Annotated in this window: 14 protein-coding genes; 5 read left to right on the top strand and 9 right to left on the bottom strand. The window is 61.3% G+C overall.

Going from position 1 to position 17,210, the window contains the following annotated elements; genetic code table 11:
- Positions 1 to 160: 160 nt before the first annotated feature.
- From CTATCC11996_RS16430 to CTATCC11996_RS16420, 3 genes are all read right to left on the bottom strand, one after another.
- Complete coding sequence (locus CTATCC11996_RS16430) at positions 161 to 661, bottom strand: GNAT family N-acetyltransferase (RefSeq protein WP_003078208.1); 501 nt, start codon at positions 659 to 661, stop codon at positions 161 to 163.
- A gap of 135 nt (positions 662 to 796) precedes the next feature.
- The gene (locus CTATCC11996_RS16425; protein WP_003061052.1) at positions 797 to 2,350 is read right to left on the bottom strand and encodes a fumarate hydratase; all 1,554 of its coding nucleotides are present in this window, start codon (positions 2,348 to 2,350) and stop codon (positions 797 to 799) included.
- 135 nt (positions 2,351 to 2,485) lie between these two features.
- Positions 2,486 to 4,672 (bottom strand): putative bifunctional diguanylate cyclase/phosphodiesterase, encoded by a 2,187-nt coding sequence (locus CTATCC11996_RS16420; protein ID WP_236597869.1) that lies wholly within the window; start codon positions 4,670 to 4,672, stop codon positions 2,486 to 2,488.
- Between the two features lie 245 nt (positions 4,673 to 4,917).
- Between CTATCC11996_RS16420 and fumC the strand changes: the two genes are divergently transcribed.
- The 3 genes from fumC to CTATCC11996_RS16405 all read left to right on the top strand — a co-directional run bounded on the left by fumC (position 4,918) and on the right by CTATCC11996_RS16405 (position 8,723).
- Positions 4,918 to 6,309 carry a class II fumarate hydratase gene (fumC, locus tag CTATCC11996_RS16415; protein WP_003078203.1) on the top strand — a complete coding sequence of 464 codons (1,392 nt, stop codon included), beginning with the start codon at positions 4,918 to 4,920 and terminating at the stop codon, positions 6,307 to 6,309.
- Between the two features lie 105 nt (positions 6,310 to 6,414).
- The gene (locus tag CTATCC11996_RS16410; protein WP_003078201.1) at positions 6,415 to 7,059 is read left to right on the top strand and encodes a ParB-like protein; all 645 of its coding nucleotides are present in this window, start codon (positions 6,415 to 6,417) and stop codon (positions 7,057 to 7,059) included.
- Entirely contained in the window at positions 7,056 to 8,723 is a 1,668-nt protein-coding gene (locus CTATCC11996_RS16405; RefSeq protein WP_003078198.1) for a SulP family inorganic anion transporter, read from the top strand. The genes CTATCC11996_RS16410 and CTATCC11996_RS16405 overlap by 4 nt, the downstream gene beginning before the upstream one ends.
- On the opposite strand, the gene CTATCC11996_RS16400 is transcribed toward CTATCC11996_RS16405, so the two are convergent.
- From CTATCC11996_RS16400 to CTATCC11996_RS16390, 3 genes are read right to left on the bottom strand one after another with little or no spacing between them, the layout of a single operon-like run.
- On the bottom strand, positions 8,678 to 9,256 hold the full coding sequence (locus CTATCC11996_RS16400) for an SMI1/KNR4 family protein (protein WP_003078196.1): 579 nt from the start codon (positions 9,254 to 9,256) through the stop codon (positions 8,678 to 8,680). The two genes, CTATCC11996_RS16405 and CTATCC11996_RS16400, sit on opposite strands and share 46 nt — an antisense overlap.
- Positions 9,257 to 9,309: 53 nt before the next feature.
- Entirely contained in the window at positions 9,310 to 10,506 is a 1,197-nt protein-coding gene (locus CTATCC11996_RS16395; protein ID WP_003078194.1) for a multidrug effflux MFS transporter, read from the bottom strand.
- Between the two features lie 52 nt (positions 10,507 to 10,558).
- Positions 10,559 to 11,041 (bottom strand): MarR family winged helix-turn-helix transcriptional regulator, encoded by a 483-nt coding sequence (locus CTATCC11996_RS16390; protein ID WP_003078193.1) that lies wholly within the window; start codon positions 11,039 to 11,041, stop codon positions 10,559 to 10,561.
- Positions 11,042 to 11,349: 308 nt separating this feature from the next.
- Between CTATCC11996_RS16390 and CTATCC11996_RS16385 the strand changes: the two genes are divergently transcribed.
- Complete coding sequence (locus CTATCC11996_RS16385; protein WP_003078191.1) at positions 11,350 to 13,413, top strand: PQQ-dependent dehydrogenase, methanol/ethanol family; 2,064 nt, start codon at positions 11,350 to 11,352, stop codon at positions 13,411 to 13,413.
- A 74-nt stretch (positions 13,414 to 13,487) separates the two neighbouring features.
- On the opposite strand, the gene CTATCC11996_RS16380 is transcribed toward CTATCC11996_RS16385, so the two are convergent.
- Positions 13,488 to 14,186, bottom strand: coding sequence for a DUF3334 family protein (locus tag CTATCC11996_RS16380; RefSeq protein WP_003078189.1), 699 nt, complete (start codon positions 14,184 to 14,186; stop codon positions 13,488 to 13,490).
- Positions 14,187 to 14,310: 124 nt separating this feature from the next.
- On the opposite strand from CTATCC11996_RS16380, the gene CTATCC11996_RS16375 reads away from it, so the two are divergent.
- Positions 14,311 to 14,823: a hypothetical protein gene (locus CTATCC11996_RS16375; protein ID WP_003078186.1), complete on the top strand. Its 513-nt coding sequence runs from the start codon at positions 14,311 to 14,313 to the stop codon at positions 14,821 to 14,823.
- Positions 14,824 to 14,898: 75 nt separating this feature from the next.
- On the opposite strand, the gene proX (CTATCC11996_RS16370) is transcribed toward CTATCC11996_RS16375, so the two are convergent.
- Both proX (CTATCC11996_RS16370) and proX (CTATCC11996_RS16365) read right to left on the bottom strand, forming a co-directional pair.
- The gene (proX, locus tag CTATCC11996_RS16370; protein ID WP_003078182.1) at positions 14,899 to 15,945 is read right to left on the bottom strand and encodes a glycine betaine/L-proline ABC transporter substrate-binding protein ProX; all 1,047 of its coding nucleotides are present in this window, start codon (positions 15,943 to 15,945) and stop codon (positions 14,899 to 14,901) included.
- Positions 15,946 to 16,052: 107 nt separating this feature from the next.
- Positions 16,053 to 17,123, bottom strand: a complete 1,071-nt coding sequence (proX, locus tag CTATCC11996_RS16365) for a glycine betaine/L-proline ABC transporter substrate-binding protein ProX (protein ID WP_003078179.1) — start codon at positions 17,121 to 17,123, stop codon at positions 16,053 to 16,055.
- Positions 17,124 to 17,210: the final 87 nt, after the last annotated feature.

Raw genomic sequence — 17,210 nt, 5'->3', positions numbered from 1 at the left:
GTATCTGTGTCTCGTATTTACCAAGAAGTCCTGATTTCAATGAAGACGAGGTATCGCGTTGCCGTAAAGCCCAAAAGCTTTGCTTGCTGATGGGGGCGATATGCCCAATGCCGGTCTAGCCGGCATCGGCTTTGCCGACTGACCGTCGAAACCGGCAGGCTCAGTCCCGGGCGTTGAAGGCTCTGTGATAACTCACCTGGCCTTGTGGCGGCGGGCCTTCGAAAGACAGGGCTTGAAAGTACTCGGAAGGCACTCCAGGCAGCTCCAGGCCCGGCACCGTCCGGAAACCAAAGCGCCGGTAGTAGTCAGGTTCGCCAAGCAGCACGCATCCCTGCGCAGACTGCGCTTGCAGAGCGCTGATGGCTGCCCGCATGAGTGCACTGCCAATACCCTGTCGCTGTCTTTGGGGAATGACGGAGATGGGCCCCAGGCCGAACCAGTGCTGGCTGCCGTCGCTGATGTGGACGGGAGAGATGGCGACATGCCCGACGATTTGCCCGTCAATCTCTGCGACCAAGGACAGGGCCAGAGCCCCGGCTGCGCGCAATTCACGCACGATGAATTGCTCGGTGTGATCGGTATGCGGTGCGTCCTTGAAGGCCTGGATCGTCACCTGCTCGATGGCCTTGGCATCGGCGGGCAGTTCTGCTCGGATATGCATGGGTTGGATTGGGTTCTAGAAAAATCCTGGGAAAAGGCCAGTTCGGCCCATCAGCCTATTGCAACTGCTTTCTTTAAGCGGCGGAACAAAAAAACCGCCCGAAGGCGGTTCTTTGTGGCGGGGCCTGCTGGGTAATTACACACCAGCCACTTCAATGCCCTTGAATTCCCCGGTCGCAATCTTTTCCTTCCAGATGGCGGGGCCAGTGATATGGGCGCTGGTGCCACCGGCATCCACGGCCACCGTGACAGGCATGTCGACCACGTCGAATTCATAGATGGCTTCCATGCCCAGGTCTTCAAAGCCCACCACCTTGGCTTGCTTGATGGCCTTGGAGACCAGGTAGGCGGCGCCGCCCACGGCCATCAGGTAAGCGCTCTTGTGCTTCTTGATGGCCTCGATGGCGACAGGGCCGCGCTCGGACTTGCCGATCATCGAGATCAGGCCGGTCTGCGACAGCATCATGTCGGTGAACTTGTCCATGCGGGTGGCCGTGGTGGGGCCAGCAGGGCCAACCACTTCGTCGCGAACGGGGTCCACGGGGCCGACGTAGTAGATCACGCGGTTAGTGAAGTCCACGGGCAGCTTTTCGCCCTTGGCCAGCATGTCCTGGATGCGCTTGTGGGCAGCATCACGGCCGGTCAGCATCTTGCCGTTGAGCAGCAGGGTGTCGCCGGGCTTCCAGCTGGCCACTTCTTCCTTGGTCAGATTGTTCAAATCGACCTTCTTGGACTTGTTGTAGTCGGGGTGCCAGTCGATCTTGGGCCAGGTGTCCAGCGAGGGGGCATCCAGGTGCACGGGGCCGGAGCCGTCCATCACAAAGTGGGCGTGGCGGGTTGCTGCACAGTTGGGAATCATGGCCACGGGCTTGGAGGCCGCGTGCGTGGGGTACATGTTGATCTTGACGTCCAGCACCGTGGTCAGGCCGCCCAGGCCTTGGGCGCCGATACCCAGGGCGTTGATCTTTTCGAACAGCTCCAGACGCAGCTTTTCTACGTCGTCGAGCTCTGCACCGCTGGCAGCTTTTTGCTGCAGCTCGTACATGTTGAGGTCTTCCATCAGGCTTTCCTTGGCCAGCAGGACTGCCTTTTCAGCCGTGCCGCCAATGCCGATGCCCAGCATGCCGGGCGGGCACCAGCCCGCGCCCATGGTGGGGACGGTCTTCAGAACCCAGTCCACGATGTTGTCGCTGGGGTTCATCATGATCATCTTGGACTTGTTCTCGGAGCCGCCGCCCTTGGCGGCCACGGTCACGTCCACCTTGTCGCCGGGCACGATCTGCACATTGATCACGGCGGGAGTGTTGTCCTTGGTGTTCTTGCGCTTGAACTGGGGGTCGGCCACGACGGAGGCTCGCAGCGTGTTGTCGGGGTGGTTGTAGCCACGGCGCACGCCTTCGTTGATGGCGTCTTCCAGGCCCATGGTGAAGCCTTCCCACTTGACGTCCATGCCCACTTTCAGGAACACGTTGACGATGCCGGTGTCCTGGCAGATGGGGCGCTGGCCGGTGGCCGCCATCTTGGAGTTTGTGAGGATCTGTGCCATCGCATCCTTGGCCGCAGGGCTTTGCTCGCGCTCATAGGCGCGGGCCAGATGCTGGATGAAATCCGGCGTGTGGTAGTAGCTGATGTACTGGAGGGCACCTGCGATCGAATCGATCAGGTCCTGCTGGCGGATGGAGGTGGTCATCGTGAAGCTTCTCGGGGGTTGCAATCTGTACGCGTGGGGCGCGCACGGTAAACCTATCGATTATCGGTCCAGACGACAATTCCTGCAGCCATAACCCACCAGTCTTATATATGACTGGTGGGTGCTGTGCGGCGTTCAGCCGGTCAGTGCGCCGAGGATGGAGGCCGAGAAATCGGCCTGACCACCTCGGCGATCGTCTCTTGCCCAGGCCAGAAGGCTGTCCGCCGGCATGGGGCGCGCGTAGAAGTAGCCCTGAAGCTCATCGCATTGCATGTCGATCAGAATATCCCGCTGGCCCGCGGTCTCCACACCTTCGGCCACCACGCGCAGCCCCAGGGCATGGGCCAGGCGCACGACGGCATGGACCACGGCGCGGGCATCTTCCTCGGTTTCCAGGTCGCGGATGAAGCTGCGGTCGATCTTCAGTTGCTGCGCGGGCAACTGACGCAGATAGTTGAGGCTGGAGTAGCCGGTGCCGAAGTCATCGATCGAGAGAAAGATGCCGATGTCGCGCAATTCCTCGATGGCGCGCTGCGTGGCCTGGGTGTCTTCCATGGCCACGGATTCGGTGATCTCGCACAGTAGCTGGCTGGCCTGTACATCGTGGCGCGCCAGCGTCTGGGTGATGCGATCTGCAAGGCCGCTTTCGCGCAGCTGGTGTACGGACAGATTGATCGCCACCCGCATCTGCAGTCCCATATTGCGCCACAGGGCCAGTTGGTGGCAGGCTTCTTCGATCACCCAGTTGCCCAGGCTGTTGATGATGCCGAAGCGCTCGGCCAGGGGGATGAAGATGTCCGGGGCAATCATGCCGCGTTCGGGATGAGCCCAGCGCAGCAGTGCCTCTACCCCGATGATGTTGCCGCGCTCGCTGTCGATCTTGGGCTGGTAATGCAGCTCCATCTGACCGCGCTGAATGGCGTGGCGCAGATCGTTTTGAAGTTCCAGCTGCTCCGATGCATCGCTGCCCATGTGCGGCTCGAACACTGCAAAACCGTTGCCGCCATTGCGTTTGGCTGCGTACATGGCGGCATCGGCGTTAGCGATCAGGTGGTCGCGGTCACCATGGTCGGGAAAGGCCACGATGCCGATGGAGCAGGTGATCTGCAGCTCCTTGTTGCCTAGGCGAAAGGGCTGACTAAGCGCCTTGAGAATTCGGTTGGCTACCGCCATGCAGGCGGCCACGTCCTGGGTGTCTTCCAGCAGGACCAGGAATTCATCCCCGCCCACGCGGGCCACGGTATCGCTGCTGCGGGCTTCCGCCATCAGTCGCTCGGCGGCGCTGATGAGGATCTGATCACCTGCGGCGTGGCCAAAGGAGTCATTGATGGGTTTGAATCCGTCCAGATCCACAAACAAGATTCCCAGCCGCTCCTTGATTCGTGAACGGTTGGCGCGCTCCAGGCGCAGCAGGGCGTGGATGAGACGATCTTCAAACAGCAGGCGGTTGGGCAGATTGGTCAGCGGGTCGGCAAAAGCGCGCTGGCGCAACTCGGTATTGGCCAGTTGCAGCTTGGCATTGGTTTCCTGCAGCGATTGATTGAGCTTGAAGGCAGTGCTTTGCAGGCGCGCATCGAGCAAGGTGCTGAACATCGCCGCAATCAGCAGCATGACCGTGGTGATGATGATGATGGTGGTGAGCTCGGGACCGCTCAGGGCTTCCGCACTCAGGCAGACCGAGCCGCTGGCAAAGCTGGCAGCCGACATCCCGGTGTAGTGCATGCCGCAGATGGCAAAGCCCATGACCAGTGCCGCCAATGTCTGGAACAGCAACAGCCGCTTGCCGGAGAGCGAAAACAGCGCGCGAAACAGATTCAGCGCCGTGGCCGAGGCCAGTACTGCGATCAGGGCGGAGGCCGCCACCAGTGGCCAGTCCCAGGCAATCGGGATGGACATTTCGATGGCGAGCATGCCCAGGTAGTGCATGGCGCAGATACCGCCGCCCATGAGAAGCGAGGCGCCCAGAAAATGAGGCCAGTGGTATTCGACCCTGGTTGCCACACCAAAGGCCAATGCCGATGCCGCTACTGCCGCGACCCAGGAGGCCAGCGTCAGAGCACCGCCGTAGCCCAGTGTGATGGGCAGCTCAAACGCCTGCATGCCGATGAAGTGCATGGCCCAGACCCCTGTGCCCATCACCATGGCGCCGATGGCCCACCAGATGCGTCCGATTCTGCCCGAGGCCATGCGCATGCGACGGGCCAGACCCAGCGTCACAAAAGAGGCAAATACCGCGATGACGATGGAGACACACACCATCATCGTGCTGTAACTTGATGTCATGACGGTGGTGGCGATGGGGGTGGAAAGATCAGTGAACATTGATGTGGCGGGCCAGCAAGGCCGGTCGGATTCTCTGTCCGACATTGATTTAATGTAACTATGTATTTCTGGCCTTGCCGGCGCAGGGGTGTTGCCTCGATTGTGCTTGCAGCCTGCCGGGCTGAGCTAGCATGGACTGGTTGTGGAAGTGGCCTGCCTGGCGGTGGGTCGACTTCCGTTTGCGGCCAACGGCAGCCAGATTTCTTCAGCCAGCTGCGCCGAGTTGTATTGCAAGGAGCGATTCCATGACAGTCACCCGCCAGGAAAAAGACACTTTTGGCTTGATTGATGTACCCGCCGACAAGCTCTGGGGCGCGCAGACGCAGCGCTCGCTGCAGAATTTCGACATCAGCGGCGAGCAGCAACCGCGTGAAATCATTGCTGCGCTGGCGCAGGTCAAAAAGGCCTCCGCCAGCGTCAACCATGCGCTGGGTCTGCTGGACGAGAGAAAAGCCAGAGCCATCAATTCGGCCGCCGATGAGGTGCTTGCGGGCAAGCACCCCGATGAGTTCCCCCTGGTGGTCTGGCAGACCGGCTCCGGCACGCAGACCAATATGAACGTCAACGAGGTGCTGGCCAACCGCGCGAGCGAGCTGATGGGCGGCGAGCGCGGCGAGGCGCGCCTGGTGCACCCGAATGACGATGTGAACAAAAGCCAGTCCAGCAACGATGTCTATCCCACGGCGATGCATGTGGCGGCAGTGACGTCCATCGAACACAAGTTGCTGCCTGCCATCGCCAAGCTGCGTGTCACCTTGCTGGCCAAGAGCGAAGCCTTTGCCGATATCGTCAAGATCGGTCGCACGCATTTGCAGGATGCCACGCCGCTGACGCTGGGTCAGGAGATATCCGGCTGGGTGGCTCAGCTGGCCCATGGCGAAGCCCATGTGCGTGCCGCATTGCCGCATCTGTATGAGCTGGCCCTGGGGGGGACGGCCGTGGGTACAGGGCTGAATGCCCCCAAGGGCTACGCCGAAGGCGTGGCGGCGGAACTGGCCAGACTGACGGGCTCCCCGTTTGTCACCTCGCCCAACAAGTTTGAGTCTCTGGCGAGCTGCGACGGCCTGGTCTATGCACATGGCGCTCTCAAGACACTGGCCGCAAGCTTGATGAAAATCGCCAACGACGTGCGCTGGCTGGCCTCCGGGCCGCGCAGCGGCCTGGGCGAAATCTCTATCCCGGAGAACGAGCCGGGTTCGTCCATCATGCCGGGCAAGGTCAATCCCACGCAGTCCGAAGCCGTGACCATGCTGTGTGCCCAGGTGTTCGGTAACGATGTGGCCATCAATTTCGGCGGAGCCTCGGGCAATTTCGAACTCAATGTGTTCCGCCCCATGGTGGCGCACAACTTCCTGCAAAGCGTGCGCCTGCTGGCCGACGGAATGGTCAGTTTCAACGATCACTGCGCCGTGGGCATTGAGCCTAACCGCGCGCGCATCGAAGAGCTGGTGGGCCGTTCGCTGATGCTGGTGACGGCGCTCAACACACATATCGGCTACGACAAGGCTGCCTATATCGCCAAGAAGGCGCACAAAGAGGGTACGAGCCTGCGCGAAGCTGCCATTGCCAGCGGCCATGTGACGGGCGAGCAGTTTGACCAGTGGGTGGTGCCTGCGAATATGGTGGGTAATCTCTGAAGATTGGTGAGCGCTGACTATTGTTGAAAAAGAGCCCGTAAGTCGGGCTCTTTTCTTTTGCCATGCGTCTGCCCACAATGGCTGATCTCAATTAAGGGAGTCAGCATGCGCGCGCAGCAGCACCTGGAGCAGGTTTCGCTTTCCGATCTGCGCCCTACGCAGATGACGGTGGGCGCGGCGGAGGTGGCGCTCAAACGCGCCGAGTGGGCCAGGCTCAAACCCAAGACGCGGGGCAAACTGCTGCTCAGCCACTGGTTTCCGGCGGTCAAAGGCCCCAAGGGGCTGTACTACATCGTCGACCACCATCATCTGGGGCAAGCGTTGTGGCAGGAGCAGGTGACATCGGTCTGGGTCATGCATCTGGCGGACTTCAGCGCCATGGAGATGGGTATGTTCTGGCGGCTCATGGAGTTTCACCAGTGGGCCCATCCGTACAACGACAAGGGCGAGCGCTGCGAGTTCTCGGCTATTCCCAAGCAGCTAGAGCGACTCAAGGACGACCCCTATCGCAGCCTGGCCGGAGAGGTGCGCAAGGCCGGTGGTTATGCCAAAGAGGCCGCACCCTATGTCGAATTTCTCTGGGCCGATTTCTTTCGCCCGCTGTTTCGCAAAAGCGATCTGCGCAGCAGCGGTGGGCAAGGCCTGCCTGAATCGCTGGTGACCGAGGCTGTGGCACTGGCGCGCAACCCCAAGGCGCAGTTTTTGCCCGGCTGGTCAGGTGTGACCAGCAATCTGCACAAGCCTTTATGACTGCGCGCTGGATGCCTGCCGGCGCGGACTGGATTGCGGGCCTGTCTATCGCGGGGCTTCTGCTGCCCGAGGCCGTGGCCTATTCCGGCATTGCCGGTGCGCCGCCCCAGGCAGGGGTGATTGCGCTGTTTGCGGGCTTGCTGGTCTATGGGCTGCTCGGTACCAGCCGCTTTGCGATTGTGTCGTCGACCTCATCCTCAGCGGCTGTGCTGCTGGCGGCCACGGGCTCGGTGCTGCATGTCTCGGCCGATCATCGCGCGCTCATGGGTGTGGCCATGGTGCTGGTGGCTGGGGTGATGTTTGTGCTGGCGGGCCTGCTGCGGCTGGGCGGCATCTCGCAATTCATCGCCAAGCCCGTGCTGCGCGGCTTTGCCATTGGTCTGGCGCTGACCATTGTGGTCAAGCAACTGCCATTGGCTGTGGGCGTGCATCCCGCGCACAGCGACTTTCTGCATTTCAGCAGGGACTTGATCGCGCTGCTTCCGCACTGGAATTGGTATGGCCTGACCATGCTGGTTGTGGCCTTGCTGGCGCTGCGGGTTCTGGCGCGGTGGAGGGTCGTGCCTGGTGCTTTGCTGGTGATTGCGGCGGGCATTGCGCTGGATGCACTGGGCTTTTGCAGGAGCTGGGGCATAGCGCCTGTGGGTTCGCTGCAACTGGGTGCTGCGCATCTGGCCCTGCCTGAGCTTGACTGGGCCGATTGGCTGCGCGTGGGGCAGCTGGCTGTGGCGCTGGCCTTGATTCTTTATGCCGAGTCATACAGCTCCATCCGCTCGCTGGCGCTGCGCCATGGCGACGGGGTGAACAGCAACCGCGATCTGCTGGCGCTGGGCGGCGCAAATATGGCCTCGGCCCTGTTTCAGGGCCTGCCTGTGGGTGCGGGGTTTTCGGCCAGCTCGGCCAATGAGGTGGCTGGCGCGCAGACCAAGGCCGCAGGCCTGATTGCCTGCGCCGTGGTGGCCGTGCTGGTGTGGCAGTTGCTGCCCTGGATGGAGCGAATCCCTGAGCCCTTGCTGGCCGCCATCGTCATTCATGCGGTGGCGCATTCGCTCAACTGGCGCACGCTGCAGCCTTATTTCATCTGGCAGCGTGATCGCGCCGTGGCGCTCACAGCTTTTGCTGCCGTGATTGCGCTGGGTGTGCTTGATGGCCTGCTGCTGGCTATGGTGGTCAGCATTGTGATGCTGCTCAAGCGCATGGCCCAGTCCCATGTCAGCGAGCTGGGGCGGCTGGTGGGCAGCCATGATTTTGTGGACCGCCAGCGCCACCCAGAAGCGCAACCTGTGCCAGGTCTGCTGATTTTGCGGCCCGAGGAAAGCCTGTTCTTTGGCAATGCCGAGGCCGTGATGAGCGATATCCGCGCGCGCGTGGCGCAAGCTGCAGATGTGCATGCCGTGGTGCTGAGTCTGGAAGAAAGCCCTGATCTGGACAGCACCGGCATTGAGGCACTGGGCGAGCTGGCGCGTCAGCTGCAGCAAGCCGGGGTGCTGCTGCGGCTGGCCCGCGTCAAGGACAGTCTGCGCGAGCTGCTGCAGCGCGTGCAGATGCCGGGGCTCAACCCCGACTGCTATTCAGCCTGGAGCGTGGACGATGCCGTGCAGACCTTGACCGCCCATTTTCACCAGGTGCCCGGCGGTGCCACGCAGCCTGCGTCTTCGATATAGACATGCTTGCCTTGCTCCAGCTCGTCGGCCAGCAGCGCCAGCCAAGCCGAGAAGCTGGGTGCAAACACGCCCTTGGGGCCTACCTCGTGATCAAACTCGATGATCTGGCCCGCATGGCCACCAGCCGCTGGCGCAAGGTCCAGCATGGCACCATCGCCGCAGTTGTCGGTCAGGGGAATACGCAGTGGATCCCAGTACACGGGGCGCAGGGGGCCTTGCAGATAGTCAGGGTTGTAGTCCGGGCCAAGCCCCCACCCTTCGCTCTTTTGCATGTCCGCATACATCTGCCAGACCTCCAGCATGCGCTGTGTGGACAGCAGCTCGCCAAAGTACAGCAGATAGGCCTCATTGGCCGCGCCGTTGTGCAGGGCCAGTGATTCACGCACATCGTCCGGCAGACGCTGACCCAGGGCGGCTTCCAGCTCGGCAATTTCTGTCTCGCTGGCGCCATCGGCCAGGACCAGAGTGTCTTTGGGTGTGTTCTGGGCATACCAGGCGCTGATGCGCTGCCAGCTTTGGGCGATGGATGACATGGTGCTCCTTGAATCTGTTTGCTACTGAATATATAGCTGTTTACGATTTTCCATCAGGCGCTAGAGGCCGGTTTCATCTTGAGCGCGCTGCGAAAGCCCAGCTGACCCACGATGCAGGCAATCAGCAGCACTGTAAAAGCCGATAGCGCCGGGCTGCCGCCCAGGCTGGCGCCAAAGGTGCACAGACCGCCCACGGCCATTTGCGTGAAGCCATAGACTCCGGCGGCCGATCCCGTCAAATCGCTGTGTACGCCCAGAGCCTTGGAGAGTGCGGCGGGGCTGGTCATGCCTGAGCCCAAGGTAAACAGCAGCATCAATGTCACTACAGCAGGCACGTTGATCTGCTGCAGCAGTGTCAGGACTACCATTGCTGCCGCGCAGCCCAGGCTCAGCATATTACCGCCCAGTATCAGCCGCTCCAGTGGCCAGCGTTTGATGAACTGGCGTGCCAGCGCATTGCCTGCTGCCATGCCGGCCATCAGCACCCCCAGGTAGATGCCAAGCTGCGCCTTGCTGGTGTGCAACTGCTCGATGAAGATGAACGGCGCTGCAGCAATAAAGGCGTACATGGATGTGGTGGCGCTACCACCGCCTATGGCGAAGCCCAGAAACTGGGGTGAACCCAGCAAGGTTCGATAGTCATTGCGCACGGTGCTCCAGTTGAGCTTGCCGGTGGGGTGACCGGTCTCTGGAAGCAGGCGCCAGACTCCGATGGCCGTTAACGCCCCCATGAGCGCCAGCACCGCAAAAATGATGCGCCAGCCGAACAGGGCATCCAGCCCTGAGCCTATGGAGGGGGCGATGCCCGGGCCGATCATCATCATGAGATTGAGCAAGGCCAGGCTGCCCACGGCGGTTTCAGGTGTCGCAGTGTCGCGGGCAATGGCGCGTCCCAGGGCCAGGCCTGCGCAGCCGCCCAGAGCCTGGATCAGGCGCGCGCCAATCAGCATATTCGCGCTGGGAGCCAGAAAGGCAGCAAGGCTGGCGATGGTGTAGAGACACAGGCCGACGAGCAGCAGGGGCCGGCGGCCCAGTGCATCCGACATGGGGCCGTAGATCAGCTGGCCCAGTGCCAGGCCGAGGATGTAGACGGTGATGGTTTGCTGCATCTGTGCGCTGCTGGCGCCGAAGTGGCGAGCTGCATCGGGCAGAGCCGGGATGAACATATGCATGGCCATGGTGCCAGCAATGGTGACCATGACCAGCAGCCAGAGCGGCGCTTTGCGTACAGGGGTGACAGGACTTTGCATACAAGTGAAATCCGAAACTGGCTGTGAGGGTTCTGTTGCGTGTGGCGCTAGTTCAGCTCTCGGGCTGGGAGCCCGCGCTGGCGCTCGCTTCCAGAGCAGCCATCTTTTGCAGCATGGTTTCCAGTGCATCCAGTGTGGAATCCAGCAGATCGGGGGGAAGCTCCTGCATGACTTCGCTGCGGACATCCGCCACGATTGTCTTGACGGTCTCGACCTGAAGTAGCCCGGCCGCCGTGAGCTGTATGCGCTTGACGCGCCGATCTGCATCGTCGATGCGTTCCACCCAGCCTTGGGCCTGAAGGCCGTCGATCAGGCGCACGATGGAAGAGCTGTCCAGTGCCAGCGCCAGAGCAAGGTCCTTTTGCCGCATGGCACCCGCACTGCGCTCCAGGTGGACCAGGGGCAGCCACAGCGCCTGCGTCAGACCCAAGGGTGCCAGGACCTTGTCCAGCGTGCGGCGCCATTGCTTGTTGACCTGCGCCATGACGAACATGAGCTGACGCTGACGGCTGGACAGTGAGGCGGTGCTGGACATTCCGAATGCATTTAAATGGTTGGCATTCAAATTATTGCGCAAACAGTATTTATCTTGTTAACAGGGTTTTAGGCAAAAATGAGGTGGCCTCACAGTCGTCAGGCATGGCACTTTGTCGAAGGTGCAGTGCATCGTCCAAATGGAGTGCGGATTTGCCTGTGATGTGAACAGCTCCTGCTTGCTCAAGAATTTCCTGATTGCTGACGGGACAGATGCAGCAAAACGACAACTCACCACAGGAGAAAGACTCTATGCAAAGCCCTGCGTGCATTCGATCCCACCACCGGGTAAACCGGCGTTTGGTGACCATGGCCGTTGCAGGATTGCTGGGCTGGCTGTCCATACCGGCGCTGGCTGCGGAGCATGTGGATGACGCTCATATCGAAGCCAATGCCAGGACTGGCAGGGACTGGCCCAGCCATGGGCTGAACTATCAGGAAAATCGCTTCAGCCCGCTCAAGCAGATCCACGGTGGCAATGTGGACCAGTTGGGCCTGGTCTGGTCGTACAAGCTCGACTCGTCGCGTGGCGTGGAAGCCACCCCTATCGTGGTGAATGGCGTGATGTATGTCTCCGCTCCCTGGAGCGTGGTACATGCGGTGGATGCGCGTACGGGCAAGGCGCTGTGGACCTACGACCCACAGGTGCCTCGCGAGATGGCCTACAAGGGCTGCTGCGATGTGGTCAACCGCGGTGTGGCCGTCTACAAGGGCAAAGTGTTTGTGGCTGCCTTCGACGGGCGGCTGATTGCGCTGGACGCTGCCACGGGCCGGCAGGTCTGGTCCACGGACACCATAGACAACAAGAATTTCTCATACACCATCACGGGTGCTCCGCGCGTATTCAAGGGCAAGGTCTATATCGGCAATGGCGGCGCCGAATATGGTGCTCGCGGTTATGTGACGGCCTATGACGCCGAGACCGGCAAGCAGGTTTGGCGCTTTTATACCGTGCCAGGCGATCCAGCTCAGGCTTATGAGAGCAAGGCGCTGGAGGAGGCAGCCAAAACCTGGGACCCGGCAGGCAGGTATTGGGAGAGCGGCGGTGGCGGAACGGTCTGGAACTCGCTGGTGTTCGATCCCGAACTCGATCAGATGTATATCGGCGTGGGCAATGGCTCACCCTGGGCGCACCGCAAGCGAAGTCCTGCCGGGGGAGACAACCTCTATCTGGGCTCAATCGTGGCGCTGGATCCGGACACGGGTGCCTACAAATGGCATTACCAGGAAACACCGGGCGATAACTGGGATTTCACTTCCGCCCAGGATATCGTGCAGGCAGACATCAGGATTGACGGCAAGCTGCGCAAGGTGCTGCTGCATGCGCCCAAGAATGGCTACTTTTTTGTGATCGATCGCCAGAACGGCAAATTCATCTCAGCAAGGAACTTCGTACCCGTGAACTGGGCCAGAGGCTATGACGCCAAGGGCCGTCCCATCATGGAGGAAGCCGTGCGCGTCGCGGGCAAGGCCGAGATCATCCCCGGCCCGCTAGGAGCGCACAATTGGCACTCCATGGCCTATAGCCCGCAGACGGGGCTGGCCTATATTCCAGCCCAGCATATTCCCACGGCGATGGCCGACGATCCGGACTGGACCGGCTTCAACAGCAATATGCCGGGCCAGCTCATGAGCAATACCGGCTGGAACACAGGACGCGTGATGCTGGAGCCCCGCAGCCTGCCCTTTGGCAGATTGATTGCCTGGGACCCGGTGCGGCAAAAAGAGGCCTGGCATCAAAAACATGTCTCGCCCTGGAATGGCGGCACGCTGGTGACAGCCGGTGACCTGGTCTTTCAGGGCACGGCCGATGCACGGCTGGTGGCCTATCACGCCAGAAGTGGCAAAAAGCTCTGGGATGCTCCCATGGGCAGCGGCGTGATTGCCGCACCGGTGAGCTATGAACTCGATGGCAGGCAATATGTCTCGATTGCCGTGGGCTGGGGTGGTGCTTTCGGCCTGGGTGACCGCGTGGCCGACTTCAGGAGCCCCGGCACGGTCTATACCTTTGCGCTGGGAGGCAAGGCTCCCATGCCGGAGCGTGTGGCCTACCAGATGAATGCCTTGATTGGCGGGCTCAAGTACGACCCGCAGCTGGTGCCGGCCGGTGCCGCACTCTACAACAGCAACTGCATTGCCTGTCACGGCTACCCGGGCGTCAGCAAGGGCGGAGCCCTGCCCAGCCTGACCTATCTGCCCGCAGCCATGATTGACAATCTCAGTAGCTTCATCATCAACGGCCCGGCCACCTCACGCGGCATGCCCGATTTTGCGGGCAAGCTCAGCGAAGACGATGTGCAAAAGCTGCGCGCCTTCATTCTCGCAATGGCAGATGCGGTAAGGCCGGGCCCGCAGGCAGAAAAAGGCCGGTAAGCGCACTTGTCGGAAGACCCATTGCGTAAAAAGGCGACCTCTGGGGTCGCCTTTGGCATGCAAGGATTGACAGCTTACAGCCCCAGCGACTTGAGCAAGTCCTCGGTATCGTTGGAGGCTGCAGCAGTATGGATAGCGGCAGGCGCTTGGCCGGTCTGGGCTTCACGGGTCTGGGCCATGACCAGATCGGGGTCGGGCTTCTCCTGGGCCTCGAAGTCCTTGATCTTGATGAATTCCATGTGATCCACCGCCATCTCCAGATAGAAGATGTTGTTGTTGCCCGTGTAGAAGGTCACGCGGCGCGCTTCCGGGGCATCGAGGTTGGCATCCACGCTCAGATTGACCTGCTTGTTCAGGCGAATCATCTTGGGCTGGCTTTGCGCGATATGGGTCTGCAACTCGCGCTGCACCTTGCTGGTGAAGTCGCCAACGACCTGGTTCATCAGCTCGCCCATGACGTTGCTCACATCGTCCGAGGTATAGGAGTTGGCCAGATCACTCTCGGCCATGCCCATGGACAGCAGATAGCTGCGGTAGAGCTCCATGGCCGCATCGGCCGAGAAATTGATGATGATGAGTGCCGAAAAGCCGCCATCGATCAGCACGAAGCAGCCGATATCGGGTTTGAGACTGGTCTTTGTGATGCGTTGCACCATGCCCGAGTATTGGATTGGGCACTGGGTGGCCACCTGCAGCACGCGCGAGACGGAGTTGCACAGGGCAATCAGCACATCTTCGGTGCCGTGGACGATGGGGGCGTTGGGTTGGCTCATGGCTGCATTGGTTCAAGAGATGGCTGATTATGTATGCAACACTTTGTTGCATCGAGATATCTGCAGCAATTGCAGGCTGCCGCTGTCTGTTAACGTGCCTGCTTTTGCAAAATCAGAGGTATTCATGCAGAGCAAGCTGTGGCGCCTGGCGGCCAGTGTCATTGTGGTGACGGGTTTGACCGCCTGTTCGAGCTTGTCCGGCATGACGGACAAGGTTTCCCAGACCTGGGACAAGACCTGGACCGGTCTCACGGGCAAGAAGCAGGCCCAGACCCAGGCAGCCGTCAAGCAGGCCGGACCGGTGTCCGAGGGCCTCAAGCCCAGTCAGGAAAGCGGGCGCTGGCAGGGACTGTACAGCCTGGATGGCGAGACAGCGCGCTTTCAGGAATGCGAAACCGGCCAGGTCATCAGCGTGCTGCCCGAGGGCGACAGCGTGCTGCTGGAGCAGGCCTATCTGAACACGCGCAGCAGCGCCACCATCGCCATGCTGGCCGAGGTGCAGGGCCAGGTGGTGGAGCGAGCCGTGGCCGATCCGGTGCTGGCCCGGCAGGGGCGCAAGATGCTGGCGCTGCGGGTGGAGCGCTTTGTCGCCCTGTCCAGTCAGGCGGCCTGCCGCAATGCCAAGGCCAACTGGTAGGCAGTGGCCCGCTGTTCAGATCAATTTTGATAGCTGCCAGCGCTTTCCCTTAAAGCGCTGGGGCCGTTTTGATACTTATTTGGCAGCGGCGCGCGCCTGCTCCAGCCAGCCGTCAAAAGTTTGCTGATGGGCCTTGATCCAGCCGTCCACATGGCGGCCGACATCGGCCTCGCTGCTCTCGCCCTGGCGCATGCGCATGTTCTGGGCGTTGATGTCCTCTATGGGTAGCTGCATCACGGCAAACAGCTTGGCTGCTGCCGGATTTTTCTCGGCCCAGGCCTTGTTGGCCAGGATGTATTGCTGATTGAGCTTGAAGCCGTAGTTCTTGCCATTGGGCAGCTGGGTCTGGTCTTCACCCTGGGCTCCGGGGATACTGGGTACCTCCAGCCAGCTGACCTCCTTGCCCGGGCGCAGCACGGTGTTCACCCAGAACGGGGTCCAGACGTAATACAGAATGGGCTTGCCGTTTTTGTAGCGGGTGATGGTGTCGGCAATCAAGGCCTGGTAGTTGCCTTGCCTGTGGGTGATGCTGGACTCCAGATCCAGTCCCTTGAGATGTTTGTTGATGGCCAGCTCGCAGCCCCAGCCAGGGTTGCAGCCCGTCAGATCGGCCTTGCCGTCGCCATCGGTGTCGAACAGCGCTGCCAGCTTGGGGTCCTTGAGTTGCGTGATGCTGGTGATGCCGTACTTCTCGGCCGTGGCCTTGTCGATCAGATAGCCCTGCACCGCATTGCGTGAATAGGTACCGGCTCGATAGAAGGCCTTGTCCGCGCCATTGTTCTCATAGAAGGCACGGTGCAGCGGCATCCAGTGAGTGGCGGTAAAGGTGGCGTCGCCCTGGGCCACGGCCACATGCTGGGTGCCGTTTTCGAGACTCTTGACGGGTTGAACCCGGTAGCCCAGCTTCTCCAGAGCGCGCGAAACCAGCAGGGTCTGGAACATTTCCTCGTCCACCGTGCCTTTGAGCGGCTGCACCGAGACGCCTTTGCCGGGCAGCTCGCCAGCGCTCGTCTGCGCTTGTGCGGCAGCGGCGCCAAAGCTCAGCAAGGCGATGGCAGCGAGACAGCGGTATTGGAGCTGCAGGGTTGGGAAAGGCGAATGTGCGGGCTTGTTGCTGTGCATGAATACTCCTTGGATGCTGGGTGCCTACCCCGAAATCGGCATGAAAAAAGCGAAAGGGTTGATGAAGGAAACGGCGCCCGGATCAGGTCCGGTGCGCCGTTGGCGAATCAGGATTTCAGGGCTGCGGCCTTGGCCTGGGCAATCCAGGCATCAAAAGTCTTCTGGTGAGCCTTGATCCAGGCGTCCACATGGCGCTGGATATCGGCGGGCTTGCTTTCCCCTTCGCGCAGCAACTGGTTCTGGCGGCTGATGTCGTTGATGGGAATTTGCATGATCTCGAACAGCTTGCCGGCGGCCGGGTTCTGTTCGACCCAGAGCTTGTTGGCCACGATGTACTCGTTGTTGAGCGGAAACCCGTAGTTGCGGCCATTGGGCAGCTTGGTGTCGGTGCCGGCCTGCACCCCGGGCATGGAAGAGCGCGACACCTGCAGCCACACCACTTCCTGGCCCGGGCGCAGCACATTGCTGAGCCAGTAGGGCGTCCACGCGTAATACAGCACAGGCTTGCCGGCCTTGAAGCGCGCCAGCGTGTCGGCAATCAGTGCCGGATAGTTGCCCTGGGTGTAGCTGACGGTGTTTTCCAGACCGAAAGCCTTGATCTGGTGAGCTACCACGGCCTCGCCACCCCAGCCGGCGTTGGGGCCGATCAGATTGGCCTTGCCGTCGCCGTCGATATCGAACAGGGCGGCCAGTGCGGGATCCTTGAGCTGGTCGAGATGGGTGATTTGGTGTTTGTCAGCCGTCTTCTTGTCGATCATGTAGCCCTGTGCGGCGCCGGCTGCATACACGCCCTTGCGCGAGAGCTTGGCGTCGCCGCCGGCCTGCTGATAGAACTCGGCATGGTGGGGGTTCCAGTGGTTGGCCATGAAGCTGGCGTCGCCATTGGCCACGGCCACATGGATCAACGGGTAGTCCAGCTCTTCCCAGGGCTTGACCGTGTAGCCCAGCTGCTGCAGCGCCTTCATCACCAGCAGCGTCTGGAAGTTCTCCTCGGCCAGAGCGCTCTTGACGGGCAGCACGGTGATACCTTTGCCCGGAAGCGCATCACCAGGCGCATTCTGTCCGGCCGCCCAGCTCGGTGACTGACCCAGGCCCAGCGCCGCAGCGCCGGCAGTACCCAGCAGCAGCTGGCGCCTGGTGTGTTGGCTTGGGGTCGGGGTCTGCACAGACTTGCTCATTGTTCTTGTCTCTCCTTGGTTGGGGTGGGCTTGCGGCCCGATTGAAAATGACACCCCAGGCTCCCCACTGCGTGTGGTTCGCCGCCC

Origin of the sequence: Comamonas testosteroni ATCC 11996 (genome assembly GCF_000241525.1) — a bacterium.
GTDB classification, from domain to species: Bacteria; Pseudomonadota; Gammaproteobacteria; order Burkholderiales; family Burkholderiaceae_C; genus Comamonas; species Comamonas testosteroni.
The sequence above is the reverse complement of the archived record's forward strand: the minus strand, read 5'-3'. Positions and strand labels throughout refer to the sequence as shown.

Bases quoted from the DNA above. Each gene is read 5' to 3' on its own strand.
- CTATCC11996_RS16430 (WP_003078208.1), bottom strand. From the start codon at position 661: ATGCATATCCGAGCAGAACTGCCCGCCGATGCCAAGGCCATCGAGCAG.
- CTATCC11996_RS16425 (WP_003061052.1), bottom strand. From the start codon at position 2,350: ATGACCACCTCCATCCGCCAGCAGGACCTGATCGATTCGATCGCAGGT.
- CTATCC11996_RS16420 (WP_236597869.1), bottom strand. From the start codon at position 4,672: ATGTTCACTGATCTTTCCACCCCCATCGCCACCACCGTCATGACATCA.
- fumC (WP_003078203.1), top strand. From the start codon at position 4,918: ATGACAGTCACCCGCCAGGAAAAAGACACTTTTGGCTTGATTGATGTA.
- CTATCC11996_RS16410 (WP_003078201.1), top strand. From the start codon at position 6,415: ATGCGCGCGCAGCAGCACCTGGAGCAGGTTTCGCTTTCCGATCTGCGC.
- CTATCC11996_RS16405 (WP_003078198.1), top strand. From the start codon at position 7,056: ATGACTGCGCGCTGGATGCCTGCCGGCGCGGACTGGATTGCGGGCCTG.
- CTATCC11996_RS16400 (WP_003078196.1), bottom strand. From the start codon at position 9,256: ATGTCATCCATCGCCCAAAGCTGGCAGCGCATCAGCGCCTGGTATGCC.
- CTATCC11996_RS16395 (WP_003078194.1), bottom strand. From the start codon at position 10,506: ATGCAAAGTCCTGTCACCCCTGTACGCAAAGCGCCGCTCTGGCTGCTG.
- CTATCC11996_RS16390 (WP_003078193.1), bottom strand. From the start codon at position 11,041: ATGTCCAGCACCGCCTCACTGTCCAGCCGTCAGCGTCAGCTCATGTTC.
- CTATCC11996_RS16385 (WP_003078191.1), top strand. From the start codon at position 11,350: ATGGCCGTTGCAGGATTGCTGGGCTGGCTGTCCATACCGGCGCTGGCT.
- CTATCC11996_RS16380 (WP_003078189.1), bottom strand. From the start codon at position 14,186: ATGAGCCAACCCAACGCCCCCATCGTCCACGGCACCGAAGATGTGCTG.
- CTATCC11996_RS16375 (WP_003078186.1), top strand. From the start codon at position 14,311: ATGCAGAGCAAGCTGTGGCGCCTGGCGGCCAGTGTCATTGTGGTGACG.
- proX (WP_003078182.1), bottom strand. From the start codon at position 15,945: ATGCACAGCAACAAGCCCGCACATTCGCCTTTCCCAACCCTGCAGCTC.
- proX (WP_003078179.1), bottom strand. From the start codon at position 17,123: ATGAGCAAGTCTGTGCAGACCCCGACCCCAAGCCAACACACCAGGCGC.